Source organism: Brevibacillus sp. NL20B1, assembly GCF_018195675.1.
In the GTDB taxonomy this organism is placed as follows: Bacteria; Bacillota; Bacilli; order Brevibacillales; family Brevibacillaceae; genus Brevibacillus; species Brevibacillus aydinogluensis.
Genome location: NZ_JAGTPT010000005.1, coordinates 51112 through 70029, shown reverse-complemented (window position 1 = coordinate 70029; position 18918 = coordinate 51112). Strand labels below are relative to the sequence as shown.

Annotated in this window: 16 protein-coding genes; 15 read left to right on the top strand and 1 reads right to left on the bottom strand. The window is 60.2% G+C overall.

Annotation, left to right across the window (positions count from 1 at the left end; translation table 11 throughout):
* Positions 1-9 precede the first annotated feature (9 nt).
* The 5 genes from KDN35_RS05200 to KDN35_RS05180 all read left to right on the top strand — a co-directional run bounded on the left by KDN35_RS05200 (position 10) and on the right by KDN35_RS05180 (position 4568).
* Positions 10-834 carry a carbohydrate ABC transporter permease gene (locus KDN35_RS05200; protein WP_171565776.1) on the top strand — a complete coding sequence of 275 codons (825 nt, stop codon included), beginning with the start codon at positions 10-12 and terminating at the stop codon, positions 832-834.
* Entirely contained in the window at positions 821-1810 is a 990-nt protein-coding gene (locus KDN35_RS05195; RefSeq protein WP_212132295.1) for an N-acetylglucosamine kinase, read from the top strand. Before KDN35_RS05200 ends, KDN35_RS05195 begins: the two co-directional genes overlap by 14 nt.
* Positions 1791-2699, top strand: coding sequence for an N-acetylmuramic acid 6-phosphate etherase (gene murQ, locus KDN35_RS05190; RefSeq protein WP_171565774.1), 909 nt, complete (start codon positions 1791-1793; stop codon positions 2697-2699). Before KDN35_RS05195 ends, murQ begins: the two co-directional genes overlap by 20 nt.
* A 266-nt stretch (positions 2700-2965) precedes the next feature.
* Positions 2966-3292 carry a DUF3870 domain-containing protein gene (locus KDN35_RS05185; RefSeq protein WP_171565773.1) on the top strand — a complete coding sequence of 109 codons (327 nt, stop codon included), beginning with the start codon at positions 2966-2968 and terminating at the stop codon, positions 3290-3292.
* A gap of 64 nt (positions 3293-3356) precedes the next feature.
* The gene (locus KDN35_RS05180; RefSeq protein ID WP_212132294.1) at positions 3357-4568 is read left to right on the top strand and encodes a sensor domain-containing diguanylate cyclase; all 1212 of its coding nucleotides are present in this window, start codon (positions 3357-3359) and stop codon (positions 4566-4568) included.
* Between the two features lie 4 nt (positions 4569-4572).
* On the opposite strand, the gene nhaC is transcribed toward KDN35_RS05180, so the two are convergent.
* The gene (gene nhaC / locus KDN35_RS05175; protein ID WP_212132293.1) at positions 4573-5919 is read right to left on the bottom strand and encodes a Na+/H+ antiporter NhaC; all 1347 of its coding nucleotides are present in this window, start codon (positions 5917-5919) and stop codon (positions 4573-4575) included.
* A 319-nt stretch (positions 5920-6238) separates the two neighbouring features.
* On the opposite strand from nhaC, the gene KDN35_RS05170 reads away from it, so the two are divergent.
* From KDN35_RS05170 to KDN35_RS05125, 10 genes are all read left to right on the top strand, one after another.
* Positions 6239-7255, top strand: a complete 1017-nt coding sequence (locus KDN35_RS05170) for an NAD-dependent epimerase/dehydratase family protein (RefSeq protein WP_212132292.1) — start codon at positions 6239-6241, stop codon at positions 7253-7255.
* A gap of 1 nt (position 7256) precedes the next feature.
* On the top strand, positions 7257-8318 hold the full coding sequence (locus KDN35_RS05165) for a dihydrodipicolinate synthase family protein (protein ID WP_212132291.1): 1062 nt from the start codon (positions 7257-7259) through the stop codon (positions 8316-8318).
* A gap of 32 nt (positions 8319-8350) precedes the next feature.
* Positions 8351-9700, top strand: a complete 1350-nt coding sequence (locus KDN35_RS05160; protein WP_171565768.1) for a helix-turn-helix domain-containing protein — start codon at positions 8351-8353, stop codon at positions 9698-9700.
* A 196-nt stretch (positions 9701-9896) separates the two neighbouring features.
* Complete coding sequence (locus KDN35_RS05155; protein ID WP_212132290.1) at positions 9897-11231, top strand: ABC transporter substrate-binding protein; 1335 nt, start codon at positions 9897-9899, stop codon at positions 11229-11231.
* A gap of 12 nt (positions 11232-11243) precedes the next feature.
* Entirely contained in the window at positions 11244-12164 is a 921-nt protein-coding gene (locus tag KDN35_RS05150; protein ID WP_171565766.1) for a carbohydrate ABC transporter permease, read from the top strand.
* Between the two features lie 31 nt (positions 12165-12195).
* A complete protein-coding gene (locus tag KDN35_RS05145) occupies positions 12196-13020 on the top strand; it encodes a carbohydrate ABC transporter permease (protein WP_171565765.1) in 825 nt (274 codons plus the stop codon).
* A gap of 40 nt (positions 13021-13060) precedes the next feature.
* Positions 13061-14059 carry a Gfo/Idh/MocA family protein gene (locus tag KDN35_RS05140; protein ID WP_212132289.1) on the top strand — a complete coding sequence of 333 codons (999 nt, stop codon included), beginning with the start codon at positions 13061-13063 and terminating at the stop codon, positions 14057-14059.
* Positions 14056-14847, top strand: coding sequence for a sugar phosphate isomerase/epimerase family protein (locus KDN35_RS05135; RefSeq protein WP_212132288.1), 792 nt, complete (start codon positions 14056-14058; stop codon positions 14845-14847). The genes KDN35_RS05140 and KDN35_RS05135 overlap by 4 nt, the downstream gene beginning before the upstream one ends.
* Before the next feature lie 57 nt (positions 14848-14904).
* Positions 14905-16947 carry an alginate lyase family protein gene (locus KDN35_RS05130; protein ID WP_212132287.1) on the top strand — a complete coding sequence of 681 codons (2043 nt, stop codon included), beginning with the start codon at positions 14905-14907 and terminating at the stop codon, positions 16945-16947.
* A 31-nt stretch (positions 16948-16978) separates the two neighbouring features.
* Entirely contained in the window at positions 16979-18883 is a 1905-nt protein-coding gene (locus KDN35_RS05125) for a beta-N-acetylhexosaminidase (protein WP_212132286.1), read from the top strand.
* The last annotated feature ends 35 nt before the right edge of the window (positions 18884-18918 follow it).

Sequence of the window (18918 nt, the reverse complement as noted above, 5' to 3'; positions counted from 1 at the left end):
AGCAGTCTTGTGAAAACTGGCGTGGGCGTCCGGTCGCTGCAGTATGTGTTCGCCTATCTGTTTGCGCTGGTGGCGACGTACCCGATTGTGCTGATGATCGTCTCGTCGTTTAAAACCAATGTGGAGATTTTTTCTGATCCGCTCTCGCTGCCCCGCTCGTTCAGCCTGGAGACGTACCGCAAGCTGTGGGAGGCAGTGCCGTTTGGCCACTTTTTTTGGAACAGCATCGTTGTCAGCGTCGCCTCGGTCGTGCTGATCGCCCTCGTTTCGGCAATGGCCGCCTATTATCTGGCCCGGTTCTCGTTCCGCTGGACAGGGGTGCTGTACTTCTTCTTTCTGATCGGCTTGATGATCCCGATCAAGCTGGGGATTGTGCCGCTGTTCATGCTGATGAAAAAGCTGGGGCTGTTAAACTCCCTCTGGTCGCTGATTGTGATATACACGGCGAGCGGCATCCCGATCTCCGTGTTCATCCTCACCGGCTTTTTCCGCACGCTGCCGGTGGAACTGGAGGAGGCCGCCCGAATCGACGGCTGCAGCCACTTTCAAATCCTGTGGCGGGTGCTGCTGCCGCTGATTCGGCCCGCGCTCGGGACCGTGGTGATCATCAATTTTATCAGCGCCTGGAACGATTTCTTTTTTCCGCTGATCTTCATCCAGGAAGAGACGCTGAAGACGATCCCGGTGGGGATGATGGTGCTGTTCGGCGAGTACGAGACGGACTGGAGCCTGCTGTTTGCCGGCCTGACGCTCTCCGCCCTGCCGATGATCGTCGTGTTTCTCCTGGCGTCCAGGCAGTTCATGGAGGGGTTGACAGCCGGTGCGGTCAAGTGAACAGCGGCGCTGGTTTGTCGGCATCGACGGCGGCGGGAGCAAGACTACGGCGGCTGTCTGCGGTGCGGACGGGCAGATCGTCGCCCTGGCGATGGGAGAGGGAAGCAATCCGCTGTCGCGCCCCTGGCCGGAGGTGGAGGAGACGCTGCGCGCGTTGCTGCGCGACTGTTTCCAACAGGCGGGTGCGGCGGCACACGAGGTGGAAGGGCTGTTTTTCGGATTGGCCGGTGCCGACCGGCCGCAGGTGCAGACGCAGATTGCCAACGCGTTTCGAGCGGAGTGGGGAGAGCGGCTGCAGATCGACAACGATGCCGTGGCCGCACTCTACTCCGGCACCTGGGGCGAACCGGGCATCGTGCTGATTGCCGGCACCGGTTCCATCGCCTACGCGCTGACGGCGGATGGGAGCCGGCATCGCGTCGGAGGCTGGGGATATCTGGTCGGCGACGAGGGCAGCGGCTATGACCTGGGCCGGCAGGCGGTGGCGGCTGTGCTCCGGGCGTTTGACGGCCGCGGCGACCCGACGGCGCTGACCGGGATGCTGGTGTCGCACTACGGGGTGGAGGCGCCCGACCAACTGATCGCTCGATTGTACGGATCGCCCAATCCGCGCAGGGAATTGGCCGGGGCGGCCATCCTGGTGGACCGGGCGGCTGCCGCAGGAGACGAGGTGGCCGGACGGCTGGTGCGGCAGGCAGCCGCTTCGCTCGTGGAGCTGGCGGAGGCGTGTCGGGCCAAGGCTGGAGAGCGGCTGCCCGTAGTGCTGGCGGGCGGGTTGTTGGCATCTGATACGATGCTGCGCCGCGCCGTGATGCAGATGGCCCGGTTTGAGGCGGTCCTGCCGGATGCGCCGCCGGTGACCGGTTGTCTGGCCGAGGCGCTGAGGCGGGCAGGCCTGTCAGTCAATGCAGCAGTCAGGAAAAATCTGTGCCGATACCATCCAGAGGGGGAAGCCAATGGGGGAGAACTTGTTTGAGCTCACAACGGAGATGCGCAACCAGGCGAGCGAGTCGCTGGATCAGATGTCCAGCCTGGAAATCGTGACGCTGATGAACGAAGAGGACAAAAAGGTGGCGCACGCCGTACAGTGTGTTCTGCCCGAGGTGGCACGGGCTGTGGACATGATCGCCGCCGCCCTGGAAGCAGGAGGGCGCCTCTTTTACTTCGGCGCCGGCACAAGCGGCCGGCTGGGGGTGCTGGATGCTGCGGAGTGTCCGCCCACCTTTGGCACTGATCCGCAAATGGTGCAGGGAATCATCGCCGGCGGGGAAGCAGCGTTGAAGGAAGCGATCGAAGGGGCGGAAGACTCGCCGGAGTTGGGAAAAGAAGACGTCCGCCGGTGCGGCGTCCGAGCCGGTGACGTAGTGGTGGGCATAGCCGCCAGCGGTCGAACGCCGTACGTGATCGGCGCGCTGGAAGAAGCCAAGGCGCGGGGGGCGGCCACCGTCTCCCTCTCCTGCAATCCCGATCCCGACATCAGCCAGGGCGTGGACGTCTCGATCAACATCGTCGTCGGCCCGGAAGTGGTGACCGGATCGACGCGGCTGAAGGCGGGGAGCGCCACCAAGATGGTGCTGAACATGCTGACGACGGCCAGCATGGTCCACCTGGGCAAAGTGTACGGCAACCTGATGGTCAACGTACAGGCGACCAACCACAAGCTGCGGGAGCGGGCCAAGCACATTGTCATGCAGGCAGCCGGCGTCAGCTACGCCGAAGCGGAGCAGTTGATCGCCGAAGCCGGCGGAGACGCCCGCGTGGCGATCGTGATGAAGCTCGCCGGCCTGTCGGCGGCGGAAGCGGCGGAGCGGCTGCGCCAGGCAGGCGGCAAGGTGCGGAACGCCATTGATCAAGCGAAGAAATAGACACACGAGACAGCGGCGCAGGCCGGTCCGGTGACACGGATCGCCTGCGCCTTGCTTTGTTGTGGGGGAGGCGTCGGTATATGTATCTGACCCATCGACCAGAGGATGGAAACAACAGATGGAATAGGGTAAAATTGGTTGTACATAACAATAAAATTCGGCACAGGCTATTGCCTTGAAGGGGTAGCCGTTTTCTCGTCCGTCAAACAAGGGAGCGGATCGGACGAAGGGTTCTATTCCAACAATGAGCAGGGAGGATGAATCGGATGGCGGACTGGACGGACAGGCGGACCGTGTTGACGGCAGGCTTTGCCCAAATACCCAAGGGGACGACCTTGTACGAATTGTCCACGATGGTGGGATGTGTGCTGATCATCGACGTGGAAGACGATGTCATCTGCGATGCCAGCTTTACGTTTGTCATGGAGAAAACGAGCGACTTTCTCGCCTCGCTGTTGAGAGGAAAATCAGTCGCGAACGGGATGGCGGAGATTGTGCAGGAGGTGCAGGAACGTTTCCTGGCGCCTGGTCAGGGAGCGGTGCTGCAGGCGATTCGCGCCGCAGTCGACCGTTATCACGAGAGAAAGCGATAGGGAAAGCGCAGTCGGCGGCGAAGCGCCAACAGGATCAACGCTCGAAGGTGCTGGAGGGTTGTACATGCGTGAAGAACCATCGACCAGGGAAGAGTACACGCTGCACCTGCTGAAACGGTACAGCCAGTGGCTGCACCGGATCGAACAGGTGGACCGCGAGGAAGTGGATGCGCTCTCCCGCCAACTTGCCGGGGATCTCCCGGAGCCTGAATACATCGGTCACAAACAACTGCTGGAGGGAATTGTCACCCTGCATGAAAAAGTGACACATCTGCTGTGGTTGTCAGAACATTTAAAAATTATCCACGACCTCAGCCACATCTTTGCCAAGACCTTTGAGGAAGAAAAGATTCTGTGGAAGGCCTTTGAACTGGTCTCCCGGGTCATGCCCACAGACGCCTTCCTGATCGCCTTTTACGATGAAGGGGACAACGAGATCCGCATTCCGCTTTGCATCGACAGCGGGGTGAACTACGGTCCGATCACCCTCCCCTACGGAAAAGGTTTGATTTCCAAAGTGCTCGCCACCCGGCAAACCGTCCATCTGCAGACGTCGGATGATGAGGCGGAAGGGGCGTCCGTGCGGTGGGGCAACCCCGACAACGACACCAATGCCTGCATTTTTGTGCCGCTGATGCTGGACAACCAGATCAAAGGGGTGATCTCCGCCCAGTCGTACCGCGAATTTGCCTACAAAAAGGAGCACGAGGAGCTGCTCGCCATCATCGGCTTTCAGGTGGCCAGCGCGATCGAAAACGCCAGGCTGTACGATCGGATGTACCAGATGTCGTTCCGGGACGAGCTGAGCGGCATTCTGAACTACCGCGCCTTTCACCGCGATCTGGAGCAGCTTCTAGAGAGCCAGCCGCCCTCCGTCGCGCTGATCATGTTCGACTCCGACCATCTGAAAGCGGTGAACGACCAGTACGGCCATCACCTGGGCGACGCGCTGATTCGGCGCATCGCCGAGGCGTTAAAACAGAGCGCCGCACTGGAAGACAGCGTCTACCGCTACGCCGGAGACGAGTTCATGCTGCTGTCCCCGCGGGCGACGCTGGACGAAGCGATGGCCAAAGTGGGCGCTGTCCGGGAGTACCTGCGCCTGCACCCGCTGGTTTGCGAAGAGCAGGTCATTCCGGTATCGGTCAGCGTGGGAATCGCATGTTATCCCCAGCACGCCGACACGGCAGACGGGTTGAAGCGGGCGGCAGACGAAGCGCTCTACCGCTCCAAGCACAACGGGAAAAACTGTACCACGGTGTACGGTTCGGCGTAGTGCTTTAGCGGCGGAACCAGGCGTAGATAAAGGTAAACAGCGGCGACAGCCACAAAAACAGGGCGTACGGAAGGTATTCAACCGTTGATACGTGCAGCATGTTGGTGAAAAACGCGCCGCTCACGCCCCAGGGAATGAGGGGATTGACCAGCGTGCCGCAGTCCTCCAGGGTGCGAGAGAGACGCTTGAGCTCCATCCCCCTGCGGGCAAAGGTCTCCCGAAACATCTGGCCAGGCAGCAGGATGGAGAGGTACTGCTCACCGGTCAGCGCGTTGACCAGAATGGAGGAGGTTCCGGCCAGCCCGACCAGCCCGCTGTCTCGCTTGATCCGTTGCATCAGCGAGCGAAACAGGCCATCAAACACGCCGCTGTGGTGCAGCAGACCGCCCAGCGAGAGAGCGATCAGGATCAGAGAGAGCGACCAGGTCATCGACATCAGGCCGCCGCGGTTGACGATCGAGGCGACAATGTCATTGGAAAACGAGGCGTGAAACCCATTTTGCATCACATTCAGCCACTCGGCCGGCGAGGTCACGCCCTGCAGCAGCGCAGCGACCGCGATCCCGCCGGCAATGCCCGTAACCAGCGTCGGCATGATCGGTATGCGCATGGCGGAGCAGAAGAGCACAGCCAACGCCGGCAGCAGGGTCAGGGCCGAGATGGTAAAGTGCTGCTCCAGTTCCTGCCGGATGGCGTAAATTCCCTGCAGGTCGACAGGCGCTGTCTGTCCCTGCAGAGCAAAGAACAGCACGGTAATGGCAAATGCGGGGACGGTCGTCCGCGTCATGAAGCGAATATGCGTCGTCAATGGCACGTCCGTCACTCCGGCGGCAATGTTGGTCGTGTCGGACAATGGCGACATTTTGTCCCCAAAACAAGCGCCGCAGATGACGGCACCTGCCGTTACGAGCGGGTCCATCCCCAGGGCGGTGGAGACACCCATCATCGCGACGCCGACCGTGCTGACCGTGGTGAACGAGCTTGCGGTTACGGTAGAGATGACGAGCGTCAGGAACAGGGCGCTCAGCGCAAAATACTGCGGCTGGATGATGGCGATCCCGTAGTACAGGATGGTCGGAATCGTTCCGCTCATCATCCATACCCCGATCAGGATGCCGATCAGCGCGAGAAGCAGCATCGGCGCGACGGCTGACTGCACCCCTTTCACCAGGCCTTCCTCCATACGGCTCCACCTGATGCCGTACAGGCGCAGCAGAACCGTGGAGGCCACGGTCGCGGCCAACAGCGGCATGTGCGGCTCGGCTTTTCCCCAGAACATGGCGGGAAACAGCACGGCAACGACGGCAGCCAGCACCGATGCGCTTTGCGCAAACGACAACGATTTGTTCATCAATAGTCATACTCCTTGTACAAAGTGGAATGTATGCACGTTTCCGCTTTTTGGCTTTACGGCTTTTGTGCTTTTGTGCGTTTAAGTGAGATAGGGGTACTGTAGCCTGATTTGCTTGATTCGTCAATGATTTTTGTCGTATTCAGAATGGTAAAAAAATAGTGGGCAATTACGTCATAGGGATTTTCCTGCCGCTGTCCACCCCGAATTTCAGACGCGTTTTCGTCCTTGTCTGTTCTACGTCCCCCTTCTTACAATAAACCTACAGCGCTGTGTAGTAGAACATTCGCAGGAAGAACACGTAAATCGGGGTGAACGCATGAAGACAGTGGAAGAATTGGAACGGAAAATGACAGAACCTTCAGACGATTTGGTTCGAGCGGTATCCCAACTGGACGGGGATCTGATCATCCTCGGCGTCGGCGGCAAGATGGGACCCAGTTTGGCCATGTTGGCGAAAAACGCGATCAGGGCGGCAGGAGGGAAGCAGCGGGTGATTGGCGTTTCCCGTTTTTCCTCCGGGACGCTCCGATCCAAGCTGGAGGCAGCCGGGATTGAAACGATATCGGCCGATTTGCTGGACGACCAACAGCTTCAGCAGCTGCCCAAGGCGGAGAATGTCATCTACATGGCCGGCCAAAAGTTTGGCACGACTGGCCGAGAGCCGTATACCTGGGCGATGAATGCCTACCTGCCGGGCCGGGTAGCGGAAGCGTTTCGCCACTCGCGGATCGTCTCCTATTCGACGGGGAACGTGTATCCGCTCATGCCGGTCAAAGGGGGAGGAGCCACCGAGGAGACGCCGGTTGCGCCGGTGGGCGAATACGCGCAGTCGTGCCTGGGCCGGGAGCGGATTTTCTCCTATTTTTCAACCGTTTACAACATCCCCATGCTGCATTTTCGGCTCAATTATGCGATAGACATGAGATACGGGGTCCTGCTGGAAGTAGCCTCAGCCGTCCGCGAGCGGCAGCCGATTGATTTGAGCATGGGGCACGTCAACGTCATCTGGCAGGGGGACGCCAACGAAATGGCGATCCGCTCGCTCGCCCTGTGCGACACGCCTCCTCGCATCCTGAACGTAACCGGTCCGGAAACGATTTCCGTACGCTGGCTGGCTGAACAGTTCGCCAAGCGCTTTGGGGTCGATCCCATCTTCGTGAACGAGGAGCAGGATACCGCCCTCCTGAGCAATGCGTCTGAAGCCCATCGGCTGTTCGGGTACCCGCGGGTCTCGCTTCAGCAGATGATCGACTGGACGGTGGAGTGGATCGAAGCGGGCGGCGAGATTTTGAACAAAGCGACGCGCTTCCAGGAGCGAAAGGGGGAATTTTGAGGTGGTCCAAGGGCTTCGTCCGGCTGTCGCCAAAAACCTGTACGAAGGGGTGGTGATTCCGGCCCACCCGCTCGCGCTCGATGCCTCACGCAAGCTGGACGAACGGCGGCAGCGCGGGCTGACGCGATACTATCTGGCTGCCGGAGCCGGTGGAGTGGCCGTGGGAGTCCACACGACCCAGTTTGAGATCAGGGACCGGGAGATCAATCTGCTGGAACCGGTGCTGCGTCTCGCTGCCGAGGAAGTGGAGCGGGCGGGAAAAACCGACTCGTTCATCAAGGTAGCAGGCATTTGCGGCCCCACCGCACAGGCGCTGCACGAAGCGGAATTGGCGGCCAAACTGGGCTACGATCTGGGGCTGGTCAGCATGGGAGGGCTTCACGACTGGAGTGAAGCGGACCTGCTGCGGCGAACCGAGGAGATCGCCAAAGTAATCCCGGTGTTTGGCTTTTACCTGCAGCCCGCAGTCGGGGGACGGGTGCTGAGCGCCGCGTTTTGGCGGGAGTTTGCCGAGATTCCCGGCGTCATGGCGGTGAAGATCGCCCCGTTCAACCGGTACCAGACGCTCGATGTCGTGCGGGCCGTCTGCCAATCCAGCCGCCGTGACGACATTGCCCTGTACACGGGCAACGACGACAACATCGTCGCCGATCTGCTGACGATCTATCGGGTTTGGGTGGACGGAAAGCCGGTGGAAAAACGGATCGTCGGGGGGCTGCTCGGCCACTGGGCGGTCTGGACGCATGCGGCTGTGAGGCTGCTCGACGAGATCAAGCGGGCGAGGGAGAGCGGGATGATTCCGGCAGAGCTGCTGGTCCGCGGCATCGCCGTTACGGACGCCAATGCCGCCTTTTTCGACCCCGCACATCACTTTGCCGGGTGCATCCCCGGCATCCACGAAGTGCTGCGGCGGCAGGGGCTGCTGGCGGGGCGATGGTGCCTGCGGCCGGATGAAGAACTGTCGGAAGGCCAGATGGAGGAGATTGACCGCGTGTACCGGGAGTACCCGGAGCTGAATGACGATTGGTTTGTCCAAAAACATTTGGATGAGTGGCTGTCATAAGTCCCAACAGGCGCAGGGAGGAGGGCGTGGCGATGCAGATCAAAATCAAGATCGGGGTTATCGGACCAGTCGCGATTGTGGAAAACATCCGGGAGGCGATCAAATCGTTTCCCAATTTCATCCCCGTATTTCGCGCTTCCGATCAGATTACGGACGCGCCCGTCTTTGCCCGAGAGTTGATGGACGAAGTGGAGGTGCTGCTGTTTTCCGGCTACTATCCGTACAAAATCGCCAAGGAATCCGTGTCCTTTACCGTCCCGGTCCACTACGTGCCGCTAACGGGAACGGGACTGTACCGCGCGCTGTTTCGCCTGTATCCGTACAGGAAGAGGGGCTGCTTCTCCATTGACACGATTGCCCCGCAGGCGGTGGAAAAAGTGCTGAACGAACTGGGAGAGCCGTTTGCCGAGATGCACTACTACAGCGGGGGCTCCTATCAGGTGGAGGAGATGATCCGCTTTCACCGGGAAGCGTTTGAGCAGGGGATAAGCGACGGGGCGCTGACCGGCGTGAAGGCCGTGTCCGACGCGCTGACCAGTCTTGGCATTCCCAACGAGTGGGTGACGCCCACCATCCAGGACATCACCGTATCCCTGGAGCGGGCGCTGCTGTCCACGGAGAAGCGGCGCAACAAGGAGTCGCAAATTGTCTTTGGACTGATTCAGATCGACGGCTACACGCAGTGGGTAGAGCGGAGCTCGTCCGAGTACGACGTGCAGAAGCGAAAACTGGAGATTCACCGGATGTTTCTCGATTACGTGGGCTGCCTGGACGGCTATTTGACCAGCCTGGGCGGGGGAGAGTACCAGTTTGTCACCACCCGGGGAATTTTCGAACGGGAGACGAGAGGGTACAAATTCATTCCGCTCTTGACGGACGCGAAATCCGCCCTGGGCGTTTCGCTCAGTATTGGCGTCGGCTTTGGCAAGTCGGCCAACGAAGCGGGAACCCACGCCCGGCTGGCGCTCCGCCAGTCCAAAGAGTTCGGAGGGGACATCTGCTTCATCGTGCTGGAAGACAGGAGCGTCATCGGACCGGTCGAAATGGCGCATCCGATGGTGTACGGGCTGTCCATCACCGACAAGGACCTGCTGCAAAAGGCGGAAAAGGCGGGCATGACCGCTGCCTACATGAGCAAACTGATGGCACAGGTGACGCGTCTGGGGAAAACGGAGTACACCGCGCAAGAGCTGGCCTCGATTCTCGGGGTGACCGTACGCAGCGCCCACCGCATCTTGCTGCAGTGGCTCGACGCCGGGCTGGTGGAGATCGTCGGGGTGGAAAAAATCACGTCGCGGGGCAGGCCGCGGCAGGTGTACCGCCTCTCTTTTGCCGCCTCTCCGATCAACCACAGCGAGCATGAGCGGGCCTCGGCCGAGTGAGCGGGAAGGAATTTCAGACGGGTTTTCGACATTGACCCATTATCTGGGGATTGCGTACAGTTGAAGTACAGCAGCATTTATCTGAATGTTTTCAATATTATTGCCGAATGGGGCTTGGACCTGGATGAGCGGTCCACCGTCCTGACGGCAGACCCGGCTCATCCGATTGGTAACGGAAAAAAACGGGGGGATTCGCATGCGTAAACACCGCATCATCAAATGGCTGGCAGCCGTTGGCCTGAGCGGAACGCTGCTCATCAGCGGCTGCTCGGGCAGCCAGGACGCCTCTGGAGAGACCGGCGAAAAGGTGTCCATAAAACTCGGCTACTACTCGTCCGGCTCCTCGGATGCAAAAATGCAGGAGCTGGTGAAGCGATTCATGGAAAAGCACCGCAACATCGAAGTGACGACAGAATCGGCGCCATACGGCAAGTTCTTTCAAAAGCTGGACACCCAGATTGCCGCCGGCAGCGCGCCTGACGTCTGGCTCTCCGACGGTGTCTACGTGGCCAAGTTTGCCGAGCGGGGGGCTGCCAGGGATCTGACCGACTGGGTCATGAGGGACTTGAACACGGACGACTACTACGGCCTGGAGTTCAACAAGGACGCCGACGGACGCTACTGGGGAGTGCCGCAGGGGCTGCAGATCGCGGTGCTGTTTTACAACAAGGAGATGTTTGACAAAGCGGGAGTGCCGTACCCGAACGAAAACTGGACCTGGGACGATCTGAAACAAGCGGCTGAAGTGCTTACGCTTGACAGCAGCGGACGCAATGCCCGCGACCCGGCCTTTGACGGAAAGGCTGTCAATCAATTCGGCCTGGCCTTTTTCAGCATCACCGAGGGCTGGATGAGCGTGCTCAAGTCCTACGGCGGCGGCGTATTGGACGAGACGATGCAAAAATCGATCATCCAATCGCCGGAAAACAAGCAGGCGCTGGAGTGGATTGTGGACGGGATGAAGCGCAACCTGTTTACCGATCCGAGCGATCTGAAAAGCTTTAAAAGCCCGGTCGCCCCGTTCCCCAGCAGGCAGGCAGCGATGCGGATCGGCATTTACGCCAGGGTGCTGGCGGCCAACGAAGCGGGCCTGAACTACGACGTTACCCTGCTGCCCAAAGGGCCGGACGGCAAGCGGTTTGCCCCGATCATCGCCAATTCCTGGGTGATCAACAGCAAGACGAGCGACGCGAAGGCACAGGCTGCCTGGGAGTGGATCAAGTACTGGGTGACGGACGACGAGGTGCAGCAGGAATGGGCCCGTCTGGGCGAAGCGGTGCCGGTGAAAAAATCGGTGGCGAACTCCCCGCTGTTCCTCGATACCGGCACTCCGCCGCAAAACAAGCAGGCGTTTTTGGACAGCTTCGCCTTCGCCGGCCGGCTGGACGACAACGCGGTGTGGGAAGAGTGGCTGAGCAAGTTTAACGACAACATGAACCGTGCCTTCTTGGGCGAGATGTCGGTAGAGGAAGCGATGGCCAAGGCGGATCAAGAAGTGCAGCAGGTGCTGGACGCATTTTACAAAAAGTGAGGGCGCGTCGAGATGGAAACGGTGAAGAAAAATGCCCTAAAGAAGAGCGAGGGGAGATGGGGACTTTTAATGGTCTCCCCTTACATCGTCCACTTCGTCGTGTTTGTGGCGGTGACGTTTCTCGCCTCGCTCTATTTCAGTTTTTCGGACTATGACATCCTGAATCCGCCAAAGTGGGTGGGTCTGGCCAATTACGAGAAGCTGGTGCAGGACCCGGTGTTTTGGAAAGCGCTGTGGAACACCGTTTATTTCGCCGTCTTGTTCGTGCCGGCCCAGACCTTTCTGGCACTGGTGCTGGCGGTCGCGCTGAACCAGAAGCTGAGGGGGTTGAAGCTGATCCGGCTGGCCCATTTTCTGCCGGTCATCTCCTCCTGGACGGTGATCTACTACGTGGCCGACGCGATCTTCAACCCGCGTTTCGGCATGGCCAACTCCCTGCTCATGCGGCTGGGGCTGGAGCCGCAGAAATGGCTGCAGGACGAGTTGCTGGTCATCCCCATCCTGGTGCTGGTGGCTGTCTGGAAGGGGGTCGGCTACATCATGGTGATCTTTCTGGCGGGTCTGCAAAACGTTCCGCAGGAGATGTACGAGGCGGCCGACATCGACGGAGCGGGAACAGTCAAAAAGTTTTTCAAGATCACCATGCCGATGATCTCCGGGACGACCTTTTTGGTCCTCATCCTCAGCACCATCTCCACGTTTCAGGCGTTTGAGCAAATCTACGTGATGACCGGCGGATCGGTGGACGCCACGGCGGCCGGCGGCCCCAACAACGCCAGCCTGCTGCTGATGGTGTACCTGTATCGCGAAGGCTTTTCCTTCCTCCATATGGGCTATGCCTCGGCAATCGCCTGGGTGCTGTTCATCATTTTGTTCGTGCTTACGCTGATCCAGGTCAAACTGCAAAAGCGCTGGGTGTATTACGAGAAATAAGGATGGGTCCCGGAGTGAAAGGAGGCGTTCCATGAACTACTTCCGATTGAAAAAAGCAGCCGGCTACGCTGTGATTCTGTTCAGTTCGCTCGTGATGCTTGTGCCCTTTGTCACCGCCGTATTCAACTCGCTGAAGACGTATCAGCAGTACACGGCCGTACCGTCCACGTGGCTGCCCGATCCCGTGCAGTGGAGCAACTACGCCGAAGTCTGGAACATGGCTGATTTTGGCACCTACACGCTGAACAGCCTGATCGTCGCGATCCTGTCTGTCATCGGGGCCATTCTGTCCAACTCCATGATCGCCTACGCGTTTGCCCGACTGGATTTTCCCTTCAAAAACACGCTGTTTCTGATCGTGCTGGGAACGATGATGATTCCCGCCGTTGTGACGATGATTCCGCAGTTTATCATCTTCAAGGAGCTAAAGATGCTGGATACCCTGATGCCGCTGTGGATTATCGAGTGGCTCGGGCAGCCGTTCGGGATCTTCCTGATGCGGCAGGCGTTTTTAAGCGTCCCGACGGCGTATGAAGACGCGGCCAAGCTGGACGGCTGCAATCCGTTCCAAATCTACTGGCGGATATTTTTGCCCATGTGCAAGCCGGCTCTCGCCACGCTGGCCATCTTTACCTTCATGACCAAGTGGAACGAAATTCTGATGCCGGTGCTGTACCTGACGTCCAAAGAAAAGTACACGCTGCCGATCGGCATCCTGGCGCTGCAGGGGCAGTGGTTCGGGAACGAACAGTACCTGGTGGCGGCCGCGCTGTTGAGCCTCCTGCCCATTCTCATCGTCTTTCTCATCGGAGAAAAGTACTTTGTCCACGGAGCAGGCAGTTCCGGTTTGAAGTAAACGGCCGCGGGACAGCTCCCTGCGGCAAGCGGAAAGGGTGATGGACATGTACCGGGTCGTCGTCATCGGGGCGGGCGAAATCGCCAACAGCCATTTGGAGGCGATCAAAACGAGCAGCGAGCTAAAGGCGGTCGCGGTCGCCGACATCGACGCCGGGCGGGCACAGGCGGTTGGCAGACGCTTCGGCGTCACTCCCTACACGTCCTACAGGGAGATGGTGGAACGGGAACAGCCTGATATCGCGGTTGTGGCCCTGCCGCACCACCTGCACCGGGAGGCCGCCGTCTTCGCTGCGGAGCACGGCTGCCACATCTTGTTGGAAAAGCCCATGGCGAGGAACGAAGCGGAGTGCGATGCGATCATCCGGGCGGCGCAGCAGCACCGCGTGACGCTGATGGTGGGGCATACCCAGCACTTCAAGCCGGAGAACCGCAAAGCCAAAGCGCTGATGAAAACCGGGGCGCTGGGCCGACTGGTGATGGTCAACGACACGCGCCACCTCCACTACTTCCGTGAAGAGCGGCCTGCCTGGTTTTTGGATAAGGCCAAGGCGGGCGGCGGCATACTGATGAATCTGGGCGTCCATTCCGTCGACAAGCTGCAGTGGCTGACGGACAGCAGGGTGGTCCGGGTGAAGGCATCTGTCAGCCACTTCGGCCCGAGGGGAGACGTCGAGGGGAGCGGCCTGGCCTATTTGGAGACGGACAGCGGCGTGGTGGCGACGATTTCACAGTCCGGATACAAGGGAGCGGCGAAAGACGAAACCGAGCTGATCTTTACCGGCGGGATGCTGAAACTGGTCAGCGGCAAAGGGCTGTGGATGAGCGACGGCGGGGAGTACCGGCGCGTCGAGGTGGAAGAGGAAGCTGATCCGTTCGCCCTGCAGTTTGCGGCGCTGCTTGCGGCAATCCGCACCGGCTCCGAACCGGAGTGCTCCGGGGCGTATGGGAAAAGTGTCGTCGGCGTGGTGGAGGCGATGTATCGCTCGCATCACCTCGGCGCGGAAGTGGAAGTCGCACAGGGGAGGTCAGCGCGGTGAAATGGAGCATGTGCACGACGGGATGGAAGGAACACTCGCTGGAAGAGGCAGTCGCTGTCGCCAGACGCTTGGGATTGGACGGGCTCGAAATCTGGACGGGACATCTGGCCGAAGAAAAAGGACGTAACAGGACGCTGACGCAGGTGCGCGACCTGCTGCACCGCTTGGGGATGGCCGTGCCGATGCTCAGCACGTATGCCAATTTTTCTCCCGGCTGGGAAGCGGAGAGTCTGGCGGAGACGGAGGCAGCGATGCGGCAGGCGGTCGCGCTGGGCTGTCCGGCCGTGCGCGTCTTTGCCGGCACGAAGCCGTTTGCTCAGTCGACGGCAGAAGAGCGGGAGCGGATGATTGCCGCCCTGCAGCAGGCGGCGAAGCGAGGGGAGCAATACGGTGTAACCGTGGCCGTGGAGCTGCACAACAACACCTACGCCGACAGCATCGAGGGAGTGGAAACGCTGCTGGCTGCGGCCGATCATCCGCGCTTGCGCCTGATTTTTGACGGCTTCAACCTGTACGTGGACGGACGGGACCAGTTGGTCGCGCTGGATCGCCTGTACCGATGGATCGATCACGTCCATCTCAAAAACTACCGCTGGCAGCCGCAGCGGTGGGCCGACAGCGTTCCCGTCTCCGTCTTTACGGGGGACGTGGACAATCGGAAGCTGTTGGCTGAGCTGGTCAGGCGCGGCTACCGGGGCTTTGTCTCCTTCGAATACTTCGGCGAGCAGGCGGAGTCGTGCGTCAGGCAATCGCTCGAAGAGGTAAAGATGATCGCGCGTACAGAATGAACGGAGCGGGGACGAGTCACGCGTAAAGGACGTCCCGCTTCGCGAGGAGGAGAAATCATGGCTGAACACAGGACAACGCCTGCGTATTTTTGGTCTGAGCAGGACCGGGACTATGTGGTTGCCGCCTGCCGATCCCATTGGCCGCAGGAGGTGGACGAGGTGTTGAAACGGGCGGACCTCGCCTGCGAAAACACCTTTATCTTTACCCACCGCTGGGACATGGAGCGCTGCGACACGCCGGTCACCTTTCCCGGACGCATCGATTGGACGTACCGGCACAACGGTGATTTTGAGTGGACAGTCATGCTCAATCGGGCGCGGTACATGGCGGAACTGGGGCAGGCGTACTGGCTGACCGGCGAAGAAAAGTACGCGGCCGGCTTTGTTCGGCTGATGAAGGACTGGCTGGAGCAAAACCCGCTGACGGAAGAAGAGGTGCACGCCAGCCGGGAACGTTATTACAACGTAAAGGATACGTGGCGCAAACTGGACAGCGGCATCCGGATCGTCAACTGGATCAAGGGCTATCACTGTGTCCGCAGCTCTCCCGCATGGGGAAGGGACGAAGAGCGGCTGTTTTGGGAGGCGCTGCGGCTGCACGGCATGTATCTGCACATCGCCTACGTGCCGCACGATCGGCAGAGCAACTGGGGATTTTTGGAAACAAACGGATTGTTTCAAATCGGGTTGTTGTTTCCTGACCTGGCTGAGGCGCAGACGTGGCTGCGCGCGGCCATCGAGCGGCTGTCCGCGATGGTCCGCCTGCAGGTGTTTGAAGACGGCATGCACAACGAACAGTCTCCGATGTATCACCACGAAGTGCTGCAGTGTCTGTTTGAATGCGTCTGGTTGGCGGAGAAAAACGGAGTGGCGTATCCCGACGAGCTGAAGCGGACGCTCCATAACATGTACACTGCTTCGCTCGCGCTCATGAAACCAAACGGTCACCAGCCGATGGCCAGCGACAGCGACGATACCGACATTCGCGACATCCTCTGCCAGGGCGCCGTGTTGTTTTCCCGGGGAGATTTGAAATCGCAGGCCTATCCCGTGCTGGACTATCAGGGCATCTGGTACTTTGGCCGCGAGGGGGTGGAGGCGTACGAGCGGCTCCCGGCCGAACCACCTGCGTTTGTTTCGGTTCATCTCGAACAGGCGGGGTATGTCGCCATGCGCAGCGAGTGGTCGCCGGACGCCCATTATCTGCTGTTTGACGCCGGACACATGGCCCTGACGGGAAAAGCGCACGGTCACGACGATCTGCTGCACATCGAGCTGTCTGCCTACGGTCGCGAGTTTCTCGTCGATGCCGGCCGCTATACCTACATGGAAAACGACGAGCGCAAATATTTTAAGGAAGCGTTTCAGCACAACGTCGTCACCGTGGACGGCCTGCCGATGTCCGCTTACATCGACTCGTGGCTGTGGGGCAGGACGGCGCTGCCCGTTGACAGGTACTGTCGCGTTCACGAGGCGTATGCGTACGCGCAGGCGGGGCACGACGGGTACCTGTCGCTCAGCCAGCCGGTGCAGGTGTTGCGGCGGATTTTGTACGTGCCGCCGGACTGCTGGATCGTGGTGGATACCTTCCGATCCGAAGGCGCTCACGGATACGCGCAGCACTTTCACTTTGCCGAGGACGTCCCGCTGCAGATCGATCGGGAGACAAATACGGCCCGTACCGCCTTTTCCGAGGGCGCCAATCTGACCCTGATACAGCTCGGCCAAGGCGAATGGACGATGCAGCCCTGCTGGATTTCCCGCCACTACAACCAGAAGCGGGCGGCGAAGAAGCTGGTCTATCGGCAGGCGGCACACGGGTTTCACGCCTTTGTAACTGTCCTGACCACCCATCTGGGGCGGGAGGAAGCCGGCCTTTTCGTGCGGGAGCTGGAGGTGAGGGATACGCGGGACCGCCTGTTGGATGCAAAGCAGGTAACGGCGCTGGAGATCCGGCGGGAGGGGCGGTCGGCGGTGGCGCTCTTCTCTCATCAAGGACCGGACAGCTATCAATTCGCCGGAACGCACATGAGCGGTGAGGTAATACTGATTCGCCGCGATGCGGGGCAGGGCGGGCAGGCGTATGTGGTGAAGGTGTGAGTGCTTATGCGAAGGGGAGGAAAAGAAACGGATGAGCACACGGCTTGGCATTTGCCTGGACGGAGAACTGGCGGAGTTGGCGGCGGGTGTGGAAGCGCTTGGCGGGCAGCTGGGCGTGTATCTCGCGCCGGACGCCATACCCGTTCGCGCAATCCGCACGCCGGGTGACTTGACGGTATCGTGGGAAAACGGACGGGGCGAGATTCGCTACGATCAGCCGATTCACTTCTTCCGCGGTCTTGGCCTGCTCGCAGAGGCTTTGCGGGAGGGTCCAACCAGGCCGGTCCGGATACGGGAGGAACCCCAGTTTGCCATGAATGGCGTGATGGTGGACACGTCGCGCAATGCCGTGCCGACCGTGGACAGCGTGAAAACGCTGCTGCGGCACATGGCAGTCATGGGCCTGAATGTGCTGATGCTGTACACGGAAGACACGTACACTGTCGACAGCCAACCCTACTTCGGCTACATGCGCGGCCGGTACTCGCACCGGGAACTACGGGAGATCGACGATTACGCCCATCAGTTTGGCATAGAGGTCATCCCGTGCATCCAGACCCTGGCTCACCTGGAGACGTTTTTAAAGTGGAAGGCGGCTGACGGACTGCGGGACACGTCGGACGTGCTGTTGGCGGGGGACGAGCGAACCTATCAATTTGTCGAAGAGATGATCACGGCAGCCTCCAGGCCGTTTCGCAGCAAGAACATTCACATCGGGATGGACGAAGCGCACGGGCTGGGGAGAGGGAGGTATCTAGACCTGCACGGGTACCGGTCCCGGTTTGACATCATGACGCAGCACTTGAACAGCGTGCTGGCGATTACGCGCAGACTGGGGCTTACGCCGATGATCTGGAGCGACATGTACATCCGGATCGGGTCAAAGACAGGTGACTATTACGATGAGGCCGCCGTCATCCCTGAAGACGTGATCGCCGGCATGCCGCAGGACGTCAGGTATGTCTACTGGGACTACTACCACACCGACCCGGCCTTTTACGAGAAGTACATTCGTCTGCACAAGCAGTTCGGCTCCCCGCCCGTCTTTGCCGGGGGAATCTGGACGTTTTCCGGGATCGGGACCCATTACGAGAAAACGTTCCTCGCCACCAACGCAGCGCTTGAGGCGTGCAAGCGGGAGGGGATCAGGGATGTGTTTGCCACGATCTGGATGGACGACGGAGGGGAGAATCACCTGTTTTCCAGCCTGCTCGGCCTGCAGCTGTTTGCCGAACACGGCTACGCCCGGCAGTTGGACGAGGGCAAGCTGAACAGGCGATTTCGCTTTTGCACGGGCGCCGATCCCGATGCGTTCAGGCTGCTCGGCTCGATTGACACGCCCCCCGGTGCCGAGTGGCGGCAGCCGCTGGAGCCGGACAATCCCGGCCGGTACCTGCTCTGGCAGGACGTCTTGCTTGGTCTGTTTGACCGGCACGTGGAGGGGCGGGACGTCGCTTCCCATTATCGCTGGCTGGCCGGTGCGCTGGCAGAGGCGGCGCGGAAAAACGAGGCGTGGCGGCACGTATTTGAGGTGCCGGTCAGGCTGTGTGAAGTCTTGAGCGTGAAAAGCGAGATCGGCATCAGGCTGAAGCGCTCGTACGAGGAAAACAGGCGGGATCAGCTGGAGCAGCTGTGCACCCGCGATCTGCCCGAACTGCACCGGCGCGTCGATGAACTGCGGCAGGTGCATCGCGATCAGTGGCATCGCATCTACAAGCCGTTTGGCTGGGAGGTGCTGGATATCCGCTACGGCGGACTGCTTGCGCGGATTGACACAACGATCCGGCGCGTCACGGACTATCTGCAGGGAACGATCGAACGAATCGAGGAACTGGAAGCGGAGCGACTGTTCTTTGACGGCCGAAAGAGAGCGGACGCGGAGGGGATGGGCCGCTGCAATCGCTACCGGCACATCTGCACAGCCAACGTGTTATAGGTTTATAGGAGAGAAAAAACACAAGCCCGGGCGGG

What these genes read in the sequence shown, in the direction of transcription:
- murQ (WP_171565774.1), top strand. Translation starts at nt 1,791, where the DNA reads ATGGGGGAGAACTTGTTTGAGCTCACAACGGAGATGCGCAACCAGGCG.
- KDN35_RS05140 (WP_212132289.1), top strand. Translation starts at nt 13,061, where the DNA reads ATGGACATGTACCGGGTCGTCGTCATCGGGGCGGGCGAAATCGCCAAC.
- KDN35_RS05180 (WP_212132294.1), top strand. Translation starts at nt 3,357, where the DNA reads ATGCGTGAAGAACCATCGACCAGGGAAGAGTACACGCTGCACCTGCTG.
- nhaC (WP_212132293.1), bottom strand. Translation starts at nt 5,919, where the DNA reads ATGAACAAATCGTTGTCGTTTGCGCAAAGCGCATCGGTGCTGGCTGCC.
- KDN35_RS05185 (WP_171565773.1), top strand. Translation starts at nt 2,966, where the DNA reads ATGGCGGACTGGACGGACAGGCGGACCGTGTTGACGGCAGGCTTTGCC.
- KDN35_RS05145 (WP_171565765.1), top strand. Translation starts at nt 12,196, where the DNA reads ATGAACTACTTCCGATTGAAAAAAGCAGCCGGCTACGCTGTGATTCTG.
- KDN35_RS05130 (WP_212132287.1), top strand. Translation starts at nt 14,905, where the DNA reads ATGGCTGAACACAGGACAACGCCTGCGTATTTTTGGTCTGAGCAGGAC.
- KDN35_RS05155 (WP_212132290.1), top strand. Translation starts at nt 9,897, where the DNA reads ATGCGTAAACACCGCATCATCAAATGGCTGGCAGCCGTTGGCCTGAGC.
- KDN35_RS05160 (WP_171565768.1), top strand. Translation starts at nt 8,351, where the DNA reads ATGCAGATCAAAATCAAGATCGGGGTTATCGGACCAGTCGCGATTGTG.
- KDN35_RS05150 (WP_171565766.1), top strand. Translation starts at nt 11,244, where the DNA reads ATGGAAACGGTGAAGAAAAATGCCCTAAAGAAGAGCGAGGGGAGATGG.
- KDN35_RS05170 (WP_212132292.1), top strand. Translation starts at nt 6,239, where the DNA reads ATGAAGACAGTGGAAGAATTGGAACGGAAAATGACAGAACCTTCAGAC.
- KDN35_RS05125 (WP_212132286.1), top strand. Translation starts at nt 16,979, where the DNA reads ATGAGCACACGGCTTGGCATTTGCCTGGACGGAGAACTGGCGGAGTTG.